16 protein-coding genes are annotated in these 14,496 nt (G+C 65.8%); 11 read left to right on the forward strand and 5 right to left on the reverse strand.

Features of this window, described 5'->3' with window-relative positions; genetic code table 11:
- Positions 1-171: 171 nt before the first annotated feature.
- From AC0L3X_RS40495 to AC0L3X_RS40520, 6 genes are all read left to right on the forward strand, one after another.
- Positions 172-366: a twin transmembrane helix small protein gene (locus AC0L3X_RS40495; protein ID WP_028147306.1), complete on the forward strand. Its 195-nt coding sequence runs from the start codon at positions 172-174 to the stop codon at positions 364-366.
- 2 nt (positions 367-368) lie between these two features.
- The gene (locus tag AC0L3X_RS40500) at positions 369-941 is read left to right on the forward strand and encodes a cob(I)yrinic acid a,c-diamide adenosyltransferase (protein WP_063985794.1); all 573 of its coding nucleotides are present in this window, start codon (positions 369-371) and stop codon (positions 939-941) included.
- A gap of 125 nt (positions 942-1,066) precedes the next feature.
- On the forward strand, positions 1,067-1,816 hold the full coding sequence (locus AC0L3X_RS40505; protein ID WP_038942669.1) for an electron transfer flavoprotein subunit beta/FixA family protein: 750 nt from the start codon (positions 1,067-1,069) through the stop codon (positions 1,814-1,816).
- Positions 1,816-2,760, forward strand: a complete 945-nt coding sequence (locus AC0L3X_RS40510) for an electron transfer flavoprotein subunit alpha/FixB family protein (RefSeq protein WP_063985793.1) — start codon at positions 1,816-1,818, stop codon at positions 2,758-2,760. The genes AC0L3X_RS40505 and AC0L3X_RS40510 overlap by 1 nt, the downstream gene beginning before the upstream one ends.
- 210 nt (positions 2,761-2,970) lie before the next feature.
- Entirely contained in the window at positions 2,971-3,852 is an 882-nt protein-coding gene (locus AC0L3X_RS40515) for a 3-hydroxybutyryl-CoA dehydrogenase (RefSeq protein ID WP_063985792.1), read from the forward strand.
- A gap of 237 nt (positions 3,853-4,089) precedes the next feature.
- Entirely contained in the window at positions 4,090-4,284 is a 195-nt protein-coding gene (locus AC0L3X_RS40520; protein ID WP_015688853.1) for a hypothetical protein, read from the forward strand.
- Positions 4,285-4,294: 10 nt separating this feature from the next.
- On the opposite strand, the gene tlpA is transcribed toward AC0L3X_RS40520, so the two are convergent.
- Positions 4,295-4,960 carry a thiol:disulfide interchange protein TlpA gene (gene tlpA, locus AC0L3X_RS40525; protein WP_283017751.1) on the reverse strand — a complete coding sequence of 222 codons (666 nt, stop codon included), beginning with the start codon at positions 4,958-4,960 and terminating at the stop codon, positions 4,295-4,297.
- A gap of 109 nt (positions 4,961-5,069) precedes the next feature.
- On the opposite strand from tlpA, the gene argH reads away from it, so the two are divergent.
- From argH to lysA, 3 genes are all read left to right on the forward strand, one after another.
- The gene (gene argH, locus AC0L3X_RS40530; protein WP_063985790.1) at positions 5,070-6,467 is read left to right on the forward strand and encodes an argininosuccinate lyase; all 1,398 of its coding nucleotides are present in this window, start codon (positions 5,070-5,072) and stop codon (positions 6,465-6,467) included.
- Between the two features lie 93 nt (positions 6,468-6,560).
- Positions 6,561-6,854, forward strand: a complete 294-nt coding sequence (gene lptM, locus AC0L3X_RS40535; protein WP_063985789.1) for an LPS translocon maturation chaperone LptM — start codon at positions 6,561-6,563, stop codon at positions 6,852-6,854.
- Between the two features lie 23 nt (positions 6,855-6,877).
- Positions 6,878-8,143 carry a diaminopimelate decarboxylase gene (gene lysA, locus AC0L3X_RS40540; RefSeq protein WP_063985788.1) on the forward strand — a complete coding sequence of 422 codons (1,266 nt, stop codon included), beginning with the start codon at positions 6,878-6,880 and terminating at the stop codon, positions 8,141-8,143.
- 207 nt (positions 8,144-8,350) lie between these two features.
- Here lysA and AC0L3X_RS40545 read toward each other — a convergent pair whose 3' ends face one another.
- On the reverse strand, positions 8,351-9,259 hold the full coding sequence (locus AC0L3X_RS40545; RefSeq protein WP_063985787.1) for an NAD(P)-dependent oxidoreductase: 909 nt from the start codon (positions 9,257-9,259) through the stop codon (positions 8,351-8,353).
- A gap of 60 nt (positions 9,260-9,319) precedes the next feature.
- Positions 9,320-9,703, reverse strand: a complete 384-nt coding sequence (locus AC0L3X_RS40550; RefSeq protein WP_063985786.1) for a carboxymuconolactone decarboxylase family protein — start codon at positions 9,701-9,703, stop codon at positions 9,320-9,322.
- Between the two features lie 176 nt (positions 9,704-9,879).
- On the opposite strand from AC0L3X_RS40550, the gene AC0L3X_RS40555 reads away from it, so the two are divergent.
- Positions 9,880-11,997, forward strand: a complete 2,118-nt coding sequence (locus AC0L3X_RS40555; RefSeq protein ID WP_063985785.1) for a TIGR02302 family protein — start codon at positions 9,880-9,882, stop codon at positions 11,995-11,997.
- A 3-nt stretch (positions 11,998-12,000) separates the two neighbouring features.
- Positions 12,001-12,906, forward strand: coding sequence for a DUF4175 family protein (locus tag AC0L3X_RS40560; protein WP_063985784.1), 906 nt, complete (start codon positions 12,001-12,003; stop codon positions 12,904-12,906).
- Positions 12,907-13,041: 135 nt separating this feature from the next.
- Here the strand turns inward: AC0L3X_RS40560 and AC0L3X_RS40565 are convergent, their stop codons facing one another.
- Together AC0L3X_RS40565 and AC0L3X_RS40570 are read right to left on the reverse strand one after the other, a co-directional pair.
- The gene (locus AC0L3X_RS40565) at positions 13,042-13,416 is read right to left on the reverse strand and encodes a response regulator (protein ID WP_028147294.1); all 375 of its coding nucleotides are present in this window, start codon (positions 13,414-13,416) and stop codon (positions 13,042-13,044) included.
- Positions 13,417-13,463: 47 nt separating this feature from the next.
- Positions 13,464-14,342 (reverse strand): MJ0042-type zinc finger domain-containing protein, encoded by an 879-nt coding sequence (locus AC0L3X_RS40570; RefSeq protein WP_231143665.1) that lies wholly within the window; start codon positions 14,340-14,342, stop codon positions 13,464-13,466.
- Positions 14,343-14,496 lie beyond the last annotated feature (154 nt).

The raw sequence follows: 14,496 nt of genomic DNA on the forward strand, positions 1-14,496 counted from the left end.
CCCCCCCCCCCCCCCCCCCCCCCCCCCCCCCCCCCCCCCCCCGCCCCCCCCCCCCCCCCCCCCCCCCCCGCCCCCCCGCGCGCCCCCCCCCCCCCCCCCCCCCCCCCCCCCCCCGGCGGCGGCTGCCGCGGCACCATGGCGCATCCGCAAGCACGGTGTTATCTACCCCAAATGGCATCTCTCCTGAGTACTTTCATCCTGCCGGTAGCGGCCGGCGCCGTGGCGGTGGTGCTGCTGCTCGGTCTCGTCAACATGATGCGCGGCGGCTCGCCCAACACCTCGCAGAAGCTGATGCGCTGGCGCGTGCTGCTTCAGTTTGTGGCGATCGTGATTGCCATGCTCGCGGTCTGGGCGATGGGGCGTTAAAAATGGTCACGCTGAATCGCATCTATACGAAGACCGGTGACGACGGCACGACGGCGCTCGGAACGGGCGAGCGCCGTCCGAAATACGATCTGCGCATCGAAGCCTATGGCACCGTGGACGAGACCAATGCCGCGATCGGCGTTGTCAGGCTCCACACCCATGACATGTCCGAGTTCGACGCGATGCTCGGCCGCATCCAGAACGATCTGTTCGACCTCGGCGCGGACCTCGCGGTGCCCGAGCGTGAAGGCAAGGCCGAGCGGCTGCGGGTGGTGGCAAGCCAGGTCGAGCGGCTCGAGCGCGACATCGACGCGCTCAACGACAAGCTGGCGCCGCTCACCTCCTTCGTGCTGCCGGGCGGCACGCCGGCCGCCGCCTACCTCCACGTTGCCCGTACGATTTGCCGCAGGGCGGAACGCGTGATGGTGGAACTGGCGGCCCGGCCCGGCGAGCCCGTGGGCGCCGCTGGCATCCAGTATATGAACCGCCTGTCCGACTTCCTGTTCGTCGCCAGCCGTGCCGCCAACCATAACGGCGCCGGCGACGTGCTCTGGGTTCCGGGCCAGAATCGCTGACCCATTGAGGTCGATATTTCTAAGGTCTAAAATTTGGCCCTGTCGCGCGTTGACCGGGCCGGATCAGGCCTTTAGGTTCCGCGCCAGTTGATAACCCCCCTCCCAAATTGAGTGAAAGAGGATCGATGAAGGTCTTGGTGCCGGTAAAGCGGGTGGTTGATTACAACGTCAAGGTCCGCGTCAAGGGCGATGGATCGGGCGTTGAACTCGCCAACGTGAAGATGTCGATGAACCCGTTCGACGAAATCGCGGTCGAGGAAGCGTTGCGCCTGAAGGAAGGCGGCAAGGCCACCGAGGTCGTCGTGGTTTCCATTGGACCGGCGCAGGCCTCGGAGACGATCCGCACCGGTCTCGCCATGGGCGCCGACCGCGGCATCTTGGTGAAGGTCGAGGGCACCGTCGAGCCGCTCGCGGTCGCGAAGATTCTGAAGAAGATCGCCGACGAAGAGCAGCCCGGCCTGATTATCCTCGGCAAGCAGGCGATCGACGACGACAGCAACCAGACCGGTCAGATGCTGGCCGCGCTGCTCGGCTGGTCGCAGGCGACGTTTGCTTCGAAGCTCGAGGTCGAAGGTTCTGACTTCAAGGTCACCCGCGAAGTCGACGGCGGTCTGCAGACCGTCAAGCTGAAGGGACCGGCGATCGTCACCACGGATCTCCGTCTCAACGAGCCGCGCTATGCCTCGCTGCCCAACATCATGAAGGCCAAGAAGAAGCCGATCGCGGAGAAGACCGTCGCCGATTACGGCGTCGACGTCGCCGCGCGTCTCGAGGTTCTCAAGACGACGGAGCCGGCGGGCCGCAAGGCGGGCGTCAAGGTCAAGGACGTCGCCGAGCTGGTGTCGAAACTCAAGAACGAAGCCGGGGTGCTCTGATGACGACGCTTCTGATTGCCGAACACGACAATGCGTCGCTGAAGGACGCGACCAACAAGGCCCTGACCGCGGCTGCCGCACTCGGCGCGGATGTCGACGTGCTGGTGGCCGGCCAGAACGCCAAGGCTGCGGCGGATGCCGCCGCCAAGCTTGCCGGCGTGAAGAAGGTGCTGCTTGCCGAGGGCGAGACCTACGCCCACGATCTCGCCGAGCCGCTGGCCGCGCTGATCGTCTCGCTGGCTTCCGGCTATGACGCGATCGTCGCGCCCGCGACCTCGCGCTTCAAGAACGTGATGCCGCGTGTCGCAGCCCTGCTCGACGTCATGCAGGTCTCCGAGATCACCAAGGTGGTCGCCCCCGACACCTATGAGCGCCCGATCTATGCCGGCAACGCCATCCAGACGGTGAAGTCGAAGGACGCCAAGAAGGTCATCACGGTGCGCACCTCGACCTTTGCGGCGGCGGGTGAAGGCGGCAGCGCCGCGGTCGAGAACGTCGCTGCGGCGGCCGATCCGGGCCTGTCGTCCTTCGTCGGCGAGGAAGTCGCCAAGAGCGACCGCCCCGAGCTGACCTCGGCCAAGATCATCGTCTCCGGTGGCCGTGCCATGCAGAGCCGCGAGAACTTCGCCAAGTACATCGAACCGCTCGCCGACAAGCTCGGTGCCGGCGTCGGTGCCTCGCGCGCGGCGGTGGATGCCGGCTATGCGCCGAACGACTGGCAGGTCGGCCAGACCGGCAAGGTGGTGGCCCCCGAGCTCTATGTCGCGGTGGGCATTTCCGGCGCGATCCAGCATCTGGCCGGCATGAAGGACTCCAAGGTGATCGTCGCGATCAACAAGGACGAGGACGCGCCGATCTTCCAGGTCGCCGATTACGGCCTGGTCGCCGACCTCTACCAGGCGGTTCCTGAGCTCACCGAAGCGCTCGCCAAGCTCGGCAAGTAAAAACGCGCTAAAAACACCGGCCGGAGTGGTACACTCCGGCCGGTTTTTCTTTTTCAAGGCGTTTTCTTTGGCGTGGGGCACGCCGGGGAAGCGATCCAATCTAGGTTTCGAGCCAGGATTCTGATCTAATCGAGTTTCTGATTAAATCGGACCTCCCGGCTCGGGGGATGAGGCAGGCGCGATCTGCGCGCCGTTCCGGTGGATGACATTATGGCGGCAGTGATCAAGAAGGTCGGCGTGATCGGCGCGGGTCAGATGGGCAATGGCATCGCGCATGTCGCGGCGCTGGCCGGTTTCGACGTGGTGCTCAACGACGTCTCGGCCGACCGGCTCAAGTCGGGCATGGCCACCATCAATGGCAATCTGGCGCGCCAGGTCTCCAAGAAGGCCGTCAGCGAGGACGACAAGACCAAGGCGATGGCGCGCATCAAGCTCGCCGAGAAGCTCGACGACCTCGCCGATTGCGACCTCGTGATCGAGACCGCGGTCGAGAAGGAAGAGGTCAAGCGCAAGATCTTCCACGAGCTCTGCGCGGTGCTGAAGCCGGAGGCGATCGTCGCCTCCGATACCTCCTCGATCTCGATCACGCGGCTAGCCGCCGCCACCGACCGGCCCGAGCGCTTCATCGGCATTCACTTCATGAATCCGGTACCGCTGATGGAGCTGGTCGAGCTGATCCGCGGCATCGCCACCGACGACCAGACCTTCGAGGCGTCCAAGGAATTCGTCTCCAAGCTCGGCAAGCAGGTCGCGGTCTCCGAGGATTTCCCGGCCTTCATCGTCAATCGTATCCTGCTGCCGATGATCAACGAGGCGATCTACACGCTGTATGAAGGCGTCGGCAATGTCGAGGCCATCGACGCGGCGATGAAGCTTGGCGCGCATCATCCGATGGGCCCGCTCGAGCTCGCCGATTTCATCGGCCTCGATACCTGCCTGTCGATCATGCAGGTGCTGCACGAGGGCCTCGCCGACTCCAAATATCGCCCGTGCCCGCTGCTGGTGAAATACGTCGAGGCCGGCTGGCTCGGCCGCAAGACCCAGCGTGGCTTCTACGACTACCGGGGCGCCAAGCCGGTTCCGACGCGCTGATCCAATTTCCGGTGCCGTAGGGTGGGCAAAGGCGCAAGGCGCCGTGCCCACCATCTCTCCAATGATGCGGTGGAAATTGGTGGGCACGCTTCCGCCTTCGCTCTTCGAGCTACGGCGGACAAGCCGCTTTGCCCACCCTACGGCGCTATCGCCCTCCGGCCGTGCATCCGCACCGTGACAATTCATGTCGCATTAACCCATCGCCCCTAGGCTGCGCCCGGTAAGAGGGTTTGCGTAATGGACATGATGGCGATGGTCAGCACCATGCTGGCCGCTCAGCAAGGCGCGCTACAGTCGAATATCTCGGCGACGCTGATGAAGCAGAACGCGGATATGGAGAAATCCACCGTCCTGACGCTGCTCGGCGCCGGTCAGCCTTCGCTCGCCAATGTCGGCGCCGGCGTCGGCGGCAACCTAAACGTCACGGCTTAGTACACACCGCCTAGAGCGACGCGGCGGCCTTGCCCGTCGCAGCCCGGATCAGCTTGAGCGCGTCCTCGCTCGCCCATTCCGCCGGCCCCGCGATCGTCGCGATCTCGCAGCCCTGTGGGTCGACCAGCACCGAGGTCGGCATGCCCAGGGCCCGGCCTATGGCTTTAAGGTCCTGGAAAACCTTGGCTTTCTGATCGCTAAAATAGCCGAGCCGGGTCAGGTTGGCCTCTTTCAGGAACGTCTTGGGCTTCTCGGCGTCGCGGGTGTCGATGTTGATCGCCACCACCTCGAAATTCGGGCCCGAAAGCTTGCCCTGGAGCTCGTCCAGCGCCGGCATTTCCTTGCGGCAGGGCACGCACCAGGTGGCCCAGAGGTTGACCAGCAGCGTCTTGCCGCGGAAATCGGACAGCTTCTTCGGCTTGCCGTCAGCGTCCTCGAAGACCAGGTCGGGCAGTATTAGCGGCGCGCTCGCCACGGTCAGGGCGGCCAGTTCGCCATGGGCGAGGGGAGCGATTTTTTGCGCCGTTGCCACCGCGGCCCGGCAGGCCGGATCGCCTGAGGGCGCCCGGTTCAGGCCCAGCCCGTACAGCGCGGCGAAGCCGGCCAGCCCCCCGATCGCCACAGTGGCGATGACGAGGGGGATCCGGCGCGTGGCGGAGGGCGTCTTGTCGAGCATATCGTTTGTCATCCGGTCGCAGATATGGCTATCAGGGGCCTCTTAATACGGCTGGCTCCGGCCAGCAAACGTGCGGCAGCAGCGGCAAGCAAGGCGTGAGCAGGGGATCATGAGCAACAAGATGTGGGGCGGCCGGTTCTCGGAGCGCCCCGATGAGATCATGGAAGAGATCAACGTCTCCATCGACGTCGATCGTCACCTCTTTGCCCAGGACATTGCCGCATCCAAGGCGCACGCCGCGATGCTTGCCGCGCAGGGCATCATCACGGGCTCTGATGCGAAAAATATCGGCAAGGGTCTAGACACGATTTTGTCAGAGATCGGCAAGGGCGGCTTCACATTCAAGCGTGCCCTCGAAGATATCCATATGAACGTCGAGAGCCGCCTGTCCGAGCTGATCGGCCCCGCCGCCGGCCGGCTGCACACCGCGCGCTCGCGCAACGACCAGGTTGCGACCGATTTCCGTCTCTATGTCCGCGACGTTCTCGACGAGACCGATGCGGCGCTCGCCGCGTTCCAGGCCGCGCTCGTCAATCGCGCGCTCGAACATGCCGCGACTGTGATGCCCGGCTTCACGCATCTGCAGACCGCGCAGCCCGTGACCTTCGGCCATCATCTGCTCGCCTATGTCGAGATGGCGGCGCGTGACCGCGGCCGTTTCCAGGACGCCCGCAAGCGGCTCAATGAATCGCCGCTCGGCGCCGCCGCGCTCGCCGGCACCTCGTTCCCGATCGACCGCCACGCCACCGCGAAAGCGCTCGGTTTCGACCGCCCGATGGCGAACTCGCTCGATGCGGTCTCCGATCGCGACTTCGTGCTGGAGACGCTGTCGGCGGCCTCGATCTGCGCCGTGCACATGTCGCGCTTTGCCGAGGAGATCGTGATCTGGACCTCGCCGCTGGTCGGTCTCATCCGCCTCAGCGACAAGTTCACCACGGGATCCTCGATCATGCCGCAGAAGCGCAATCCGGATGCCGCCGAGCTCGTGCGCGCCAAGACCGGCCGCGTCATCGGCGCGCTCAACGGCCTCCTGATCGTGATGAAGGGCCTGCCGCTCGCCTATCAAAAGGATATGCAGGAGGACAAGCAGGGCGCGATGGAGGGCTTTGCCGCCCTGTCGCTCGCGATCCGCGCCATGACCGGCATGGTCCGCGATCTCATGCCCGACGAAGCGAAGATGAAGGCGGCGGCGGGCGAGGGCTATGCCACCGCGACCGACCTTGCCGACTGGCTGGTGCGGACGCTGAAGATGCCATTCCGCGACGCCCACCACGTCACCGGCCGTATCGTGGCGAAAGCCGCCGAGGGCGGGGTGGCGCTGCACGAGCTGCCGCTGAAGGAGATGCAGGCGATCGAGCCCAAGATTACCAAGGACGTGCTCGGCGTGCTCTCGGTCGAATCGTCGGTGAAGAGCCGGACCAGCTTCGGCGGCACCGCGCCGAAGAACGTGGCGTCGCAGGCCAAGGCCTGGGCGAAGCGGCTGGAAAAAGAGCGAAAATTGGGCTGAGGGCAAAATTTCGCTTATGTTTCATGGTCATCCGGCTCTCGCCAGAGCGTGCCAATCTCTGTATGGTGCGGCCCGCGTAGTGGGGATTTCGTCGTGACGTCAAAGTTTCGCCCGGCCGGCTCGGGGTGGGCCATCATTGTCTTGAGCCTGACGGCGCTCGCGCTTGCCGGCTGCGGCCGCAAGGGCCCGCTGGATCTGCCGCCGACCGCCTCCAGTGCATCCACGGCCAATGTCGCAGCTCCAACCGACACCGAGACGGAAGCCCAGAGGACGCCGAGCGTGTTCAATCCCGGGTACGGTGCGGACGCGGCGCCTGCCGCCGCCAAGGGCAAGAAGAAATCGTTTATCCTCGACCCGCTCCTGGACGAACCTCCCGGCAAAAAATGAGCCGGGATAGCTGAGCTGACGCCATGAACCATTTCGACTATCGCAACGGCGTGCTGCACGCCGAGGCCGTGAACCTGTCCGAGCTGGCCGCAACCGTCGGTACGCCGTTCTATTGCTATTCGACCGCGACGCTCGAGCGGCACTACCGCGTCTTCGCCGACGCCTTCGCCGGCGAGAAGGTGCTGGTCTGCTACGCCATGAAGGCGAATTCCAACCAGTCGGTGCTGCGCACGCTGGCCAAGCTCGGGGCCGGCGCCGACGTCGTCTCCGGCGGCGAATTGAAGCGTGCGCTGGCCGCCGGCATTCCCGCCAGCAAGATCCTGTTCTCCGGCGTCGGCAAGACCGAAACCGAATTACGTGCCGCGCTGGCCGCCGACATCCTCTGCCTCAACGTCGAATCCGAGCCCGAGCTCGAGCTGTTGTCGCGGCTTGCGACCGAGATGGGCAAGACCGCGCGCATCTCCGTGCGCGTCAATCCGGACGTCGATGCTGGCACGCACGCCAAGATCTCGACCGGCAAGTCCGAGAACAAGTTCGGCATTCCGATCGCCTATGCCCGCGAGGTCTATGCGCGCGCCGCAAAGCTGCCGGGTATCCAGGTCACCGGCACCGACGTGCATATCGGCAGCCAGATCACCGATCTCTCCAAGATGGAGACTGCGTTCCGCATCCTCTCCGAATTCGTGCAGACGCTGCGCAGCGACGGTCACAACATCAGCCACGTCGATTTCGGCGGCGGCCTCGGCATTCCCTATTACATGGACCGCGAGGCGCCGCCGGCGCCCGACGCCTATGCCGCCATGGTCAAGCGCGTCAGCCACAATCTCGGCTGCACGCTGATGTTCGAGCCGGGCCGCATGATCGTCGGCAATGCCGGCATCCTGGTCGCCAGGGTGATCTACGTGAAGCACGGCGACGGCAAGAATTTCGTCATCATCGACGCCGCCATGAACGATTTGATCCGCCCGACGCTGTACGAGGCGCATCACGACATTCTGCCGGTGACGCAGCCGGCCGCGGGCGCCGCCACGATCATGGCCGACGTCGTCGGCCCGGTCTGCGAGACCGGCGACTATCTCGCACTGGATCGCACGCTGCCGACGCCGAAGCCTGGCGATCTCATCGCCATCATGACCGCGGGCGCCTATGGCGCGGTGCAGGCCGGCACCTACAACACGCGGCCGCTGGTTCCGGAAGTGCTGGTAAAGGGCGATCAATACGCCGTCGTGCGCCCGCGCATCGAGGTCGAGCAGCTGATCGCGATGGACACGCCGGCGCCGTGGCTGTGAGGGATTGAGGGGCGGTAAGGCCGCGCCTCATCCTCGCTGTCGTCCCCGCCTAGTGCGCAATTGCGCACGAGGGGCGGGGACCCATAACCACAAGAAGTGGTTGTTTGGCTGAGCTGTAACTCCGAGTCCCCGTAACCACATCCGCCTGTGGTTATGGGTCCCGGGCTCGCGCCTCGCACGCCCCGGGACGACGAGCGTGCGGGGCGGCTACTTCCCCGCCAATCCACCCTTCGTTCCGCCGACCACAACTCCCGCCTTCTTTTCGATCGGCTTGATCGCCGCGGTGAAGTCGGACTCGGCGCCTTCCGCGCTGATCACGGTCTCCCATAGCCGTCCGACCGCGTCGGCGACCTCCATCGACAGGCCGAGCTGCTTCATCTCCTCCAGCGCCAGCCGCACGTCCTTCACCATCAGCCCCGTGGCGAAGCCGAAGTCGAACGTCCGCGGCAGCACCGAGCGCGGAAACTTGTCGCGGCTCGCGGTGTTCATGCCGGAGCCGGCATTGATGACGTCGATCATCACCGCGGGATCGAGCCCCGCCTTGACGCCCATCACCACCGCTTCCGAGGTCGCCACGATCGCGGTCGCCGACAGGAAATTGTTGGCGAGCTTCATGGTCTGCGCCGCGCCCGGCTTCTCGCCGATGAAGAACACTTTTCCGATCACGTCGAGCGCGGGCTTGAGCAGCTCGAACTCGGCTTTGGGCCCTGAGACCATCACCGCCAGGGTGCCCTTCTCGGCGCCGCCGACGCCGCCGGAGACGGGGCAGTCGATCTGCACGATGTCGCGTTTTGCCAGCAGGCCGTGGATCTTCGCCGCCATCGTCGAGCCGACGGTGGAGAGATCGATGAAGCGCTTGGCGCGGCTCCCTTCGATCACGCCGTTCGCACCCGTCGCGACCTCGAGCGACGCCTGCAGCGAGGGCAGGCTCGCCATGACCGTCTCGACCTGATCGGCGACGTCCTTCGGCGAGGTTGCAGCGGTGGCGCCGCGCGCCACGAGCTTGTCGACGGCCTCCTTGCGGGTGTCGAACACGACGAGCTTGTGCCCGGCCTCGATCAGCCGCCGCGCCATCGGGAGACCCATGTTTCCGAGGCCGATGAATCCGATGTGCATGGTGTTTCCTTCTTTCTTCTTCGTTGTTCGTTGGATGTGAGGCGGCGAACAGAGGCGGCCTCACGCCTTGCCGTCGATCTCCGCGAACACCTCGCGCGCGATGCGAAAGCTGTCGACTGCGGCCGGCATGCCGCCATAGATCGCGACCAGCATCAGGATCTCGCGGATCTCGTCGCGGGAGACGCCATTGGTCAGCGCGCCCTTCAGATGCGCGCGAAACTCGTGCTGGCGGTTGAGGATCGCGATCATGGCGATGTTGAGCATGCTGCGGGTCTTGCGCGGCAGTTCCTCGCGGCCCCACACGGTGCCCCAGCAATATTCGTTGAGCATCTCCTGGAACGGACGGTTGAAATCGTCGACGTTCTTCAGGGCATTGTTGACATAGGCCTCGCCCAGCACCGCTTTGCGGACTTCCAGGCCCTTGTCGTGCATCTTCTTGTCCATGGCGTTCCCTCTATTTCCTTGCGTTTTCCTCGGAATGGCGCGTGGAAATTACGGTGTTGCGCCCGGCCAGTCACGTCCTCGTGTTATGCGGGAAAAGGGGTCTCTCCCGTACCGGAACGGATGCCTCAGTGCTGCCGTTGTGATACGCTTCTCTACCGGGCAACCTGGAGAATTGATTGAACGGCGTCACCCCCGACCCGTCAGACCCGATCCGCGATGGCGACGCTCTGTCGCGGCTGAAGCTGGCGCAGGCCCTCGATCGGGCCATTTATGCCATCGCGTGGGAACGTGCCTGGCCACATCTGGCGCGGGTGCTGACTGTCGTCGGCCTGTTCCTGGTGGTGTCGTGGGCCGGCCTCTGGCTGGTGCTGCCGTCCGTCGTCCGTGCCATCGGTCTCGTGGCTTTTGCCGGCATCGCAATCGCCGCTCTGGTCCCCCTGATTCGTTTCCGCTGGCCGGGCCGCGACGAGGCTCTGAGCCGGCTCGACCGTGGCTCCGGTATCCGTCACCGCCCGGCGACGACGCTGACGGACACGCTGAGCTCGAAAGACCCGGTCGCGCTGGCGTTGTGGCAGGCGCAGCGCGAGCGCACGCTGGCTTCGCTCAAGCGCATCCGTGCCGGCTTGCCACATCCGCGCCTCGCCCTGCACGATCCCTGGGCGCTGCGCGCGCTGGTCATGGTGATGCTGGTCGCGACCTTCTTCGCCGCCGGCGACGAGCGCGCGATGCGGTTAGGTGCCGCGTTCGACTGGAACGGCGTGCTGGCGCCGACCAACGTCCGCGTCGATGCCTGGATCACGCCGCCGCTCTACACCGGCAAGCCGCCGGTCATCCTGTCGGCCGCCAACAAGGAGGCCGCGGCGCTGCCTGCCAGCGGCCCGCTCGCAGTTCCGGCCGGCTCGACCCTGATCGTGCGCTCCTCCGGCAGCAGCCTCGATGTCGTCATCTCCGGTGGCCTCAAGGAGGTCGCGCCCACCGAGGCCGCGCCGAAGGGCACCAACGAGAAGCATTTTACCATCACCGGCGACGGCACCGCGCATGTCCGCGCGCCCTCCGGCCAGCCGCAATGGGCGTTCGCGGCGACGCCCGACCGCCCGCCGACGATCGCGCTCGCCAAGGATCCCGAGCGTCAGGCCTACGGCGCGTTGCAGCTCTCCTACAAGATCGAGGACGATTACGGCGTCACGGGCGCCGCCGCGCAATTCGTTCCGCGCGCAACCGAAGACAAGGACGGAACCAAGGACGCGGACGGCAAGGCCGCGCGGCCGCTGTTCCAGCCGCCGCAATTCGCGCTGACCCTGCCCAATGCGCGGACCCGCAACGGCGTCGGCCAGACGGTGAAGGACCTCAGCGAGGATCCCTATTCCGGCGCGGACGTGACGCTGACGCTCACTGCCAAGGACGAGGCCGGCAACGAGGCGAAGAGCGAGCCCTTCAACATGCGCTTGCCGGGCCGGCTGTTCACCAAGCCGCTCGCCCGCGCGCTGATCGAGCAGCGCCGCATCCTCGCGCTCGACGCCAACAAGAATTCCGACGTCTACGCCGCGCTCGATGCGCTGATGATCGCGCCCGAGATGTTCACGCCGGAAGCCGGGCAGTATCTCGGCCTGCATAGCGTCGCACGCCAGCTCGAGGCGGCGCGCACCGACGATTCCCTGCGTGAGGTCGTGGCGAGCCTGTGGGCGCTTGCGGTGACGATCGAGGACGGCAACATCAGCGACGTCGCCAAGGCGTTGCGCGCGGCGCAGGACGCGCTCAAGCAGGCGCTTCAGCGCGGCGCCAGCGACGAAGAGCTCAAGAAGCTCATGGACAATCTGCGGACCGCGCTGGACAATTATATGCGCCAGTACGCGCAGCAGATGCGCAGCAATCCGCTGGCGCGGCCGGCCATCGGCCTCGACGACCAGATGAAGCGCATCGAGCGGCTGATCCAGCGCGGCAACCGCGAAGCGGCGGCGCGCGAGCTGGACCGCCTGGCCCGCGCGCTGGAAAATCCTCCGGGGCCGCCCAGCGCCGAGCAAAAAGAGATGGACGAGATTGCGCGCGAGCTGAACGATCTGCTCCGGGAGCAGAACGCGCTTCGCGACGAAACCGACCGGCAGAGCAAGGACTCCAAACGCGGCCAACGCACCAAGCCTCTGCCGCCCAAGGTCGCGGAGATCCTGCGTAAATCGAGAGAGCTGCGGCAGAAGACGCGCGGCGCGACCAGCGATCAGCTGGAGGACCTGGCAAGGCAGCAGGATGCCTTGCGCGAAGAGCTCAGGACCTGGCGTGAATCCCAGGGAGCGAGATAGCTCATGAAACACACCTCAATCTGGCAGAACGGCAAGGTCACGCGCGGAAGGCTCGCCACGGCTTGTCTCGTGCTTATGCTGTCCTGTTCCACGGCTTCGATTGGTCTCGCCCAGTCGTCGCGCGCCGACCAAAAGAGTCTGGATGCACTGCTCGACAGCGCCGAGCGGTCGATGAAGCAATCCGCCGACAACCTGAAGGACAAGAACTCGGACGAGAGCATTGGCCAGCAGTCCCGGGCGATCCGGGACATGGAGAAATATCTCTATCCCGATCCGAACGATCCCTCGGCGTCGCGCGAAGGGTCGCAGGATACGCAGGGCCGGCAGGAGCAATTGAAGAAGCGGCTGGAGGCCCTCAAGAAGAAACTCGCCGAGATGGGCTTGCAGCAGGATGGCCAGAAGGGCCAGCGCGGGCAGAAGCAGCCGGGGCAGCAGGGCCAACAAGGTCAGCAGGGCCAAGGTCAGGGTCAGGACGGCGACCAGGATGGCGATGACGGCTTCGACGCCGCCGAGAACGCCATGGGAGACGCCGGCAATCAGATCGGCGAGGGCGATGCCGACGGTGCGACGACATCGCAGGGCAAGGCCATCGACGCCCTGCGCAAGGGCATGCAGGATCTCGCCGACGCGCTCGGCGGGCAGCAGAACGGCGAAGGCCAGGATCCGGGCGACGGTGACGGCCCCGGTCAGGCTGTCGGCCGCCAGCAGAGCGGCGGCGAACGGACCGACCCGCTGGGCCGGCCGCTGCGCGGCAAGGAATACAGCGACGACTACACGGTCAAGATTCCCGGCGAGATCGATGCCCAGCGCGCGCGCCGCATCCTCGAAGAGCTCCGCCGCCGCCTGAGCGATCCCGCGCGTCCGCAGATCGAGCTCGATTACCTCGAGCGTCTGCTGAAGGATTTTTGACGTCACACTCGGTGTCATCGCCCGCGCAGGCGGGCGATCCAGTATTCCAGAGACGGTTGTGATTGAACCGAGAGGCCGCGGCGTACTGGGTGCCCCGGTCAAGGCCGGGGCCTGACAGCGGAATACGCCGCGCCCCTACGCTTTCTTCGCTGCCAGCGCGTCCGCGACCGCCGTACGGATGTCGGCCACCGAGAACGGCTTGGTCACGACGTCATGCACCAGCGCATTCAAATTCGAGGCGCGCTCGCGCTGGTCGGCAAAGCCGGTCATCAGCAAAATGGTCAGGTCGGGGAAATCGCGCGCGGCGGAGAGCGCCAGCGCGATGCCGTCCATCACCGGCATCTGGATGTCGGTGAGCAGGAGATCGAACGCGCCGTTCTCGCGGGTCAGGATTTCCAGCGCCTCGGCGCCGTCCTGTGCAGTGACGGTCTCGTGGCCGTCCATGGCGATGGCGCGCGCCACCAATTGGCGCATCGAGTCCTCGTCGTCGGCGATCAGGATTTTCGGCATGAGACCAACCTTGAGACCAGCCTCCCGTGCGGGATATGCAAAATCGATTATACGCTGCCGCCGGCAATGTCGCGCCGGTTGAAGAAGCGGACGTCGATATTGCGGCCCTCCGGCGGCGGCGAGGCCAGGCGCGAGCGGAAGAAGGCGCGCTCACCCGGCTGCAGCACGGTCTGCTCCAGCACGGTGTTCCAGGCGTAGATTTCCGCTCCCTGCGCGTCGCGCACCGCAAAGCGCAGCCGCGGGATATCGAGCGGCTTCTTGCTTTGACCGACGATCACGCCCTCGATCACCAGCACCTGCTTACCGTCCACGGTCTCGCTGGAGAGCTTGACGTCCTTGAACGCCAGCCCGCGCAAATTAACTTCGAGTCCGACCATCTTGTAGAACGCCGCCGTCTGCGGCAGCAGCCGGACCATGTCGCCGCGCCAGATGACCAGCGCCAGCACCAGCGCGCCCATGGCGGCGCAGGCGGTCGGCAGACCGAAATGGGATTTTCGCGGAGCCTCGGTGGGGGCCTGGCGCCTCACCCGCGCCCCGCGGCGGCTGAACAGGCTGCGGAACCAAGACTGGTGCTGCGCGCCGACGACGTCATCCTCGGCGGCACGGGCCGCCGCTGACCATTCGTCCTCGGTCGCCTGGGCGTCCTCGGCCGGCCAGTCGCTGGCGATCGAGGGGCTGTCGACGACAGGCGTGTCAGCGGCGCCGACGTCCCTGGCGTAGGAGTTCCACTGCTCGGCGAGGTCGGACTGGTCGTCGGCCTGGCTGGCGGCCGCCATGGCCGGGACGGACGCCTCCTCGATGGCATCCTCGGCATAGGCGACCCAGGTCTCCTTGCAGCGGGAGCAGCGGACCGTTCGTCCGTTCGCCCCCAGGCTCGCGGGCTTGATGGCGTAGGATGTCGTACAATGGGGGCAGACGATATGCATGGACACGAGCCTTGATGCACGGACTGGTCTTGACGATGCTTCGGTCGCGGAGAACCGGGCATCCCAGATGCTACAGAGCGACCGTTAACGAACCGGAAACCATAACGGTCGCAAAACCCGTTGATCGCGTGTGGCGGAGCGCAGCAGCGCGGCC

This window comes from Bradyrhizobium sp. MI1.7 (assembly GCF_055811795.1).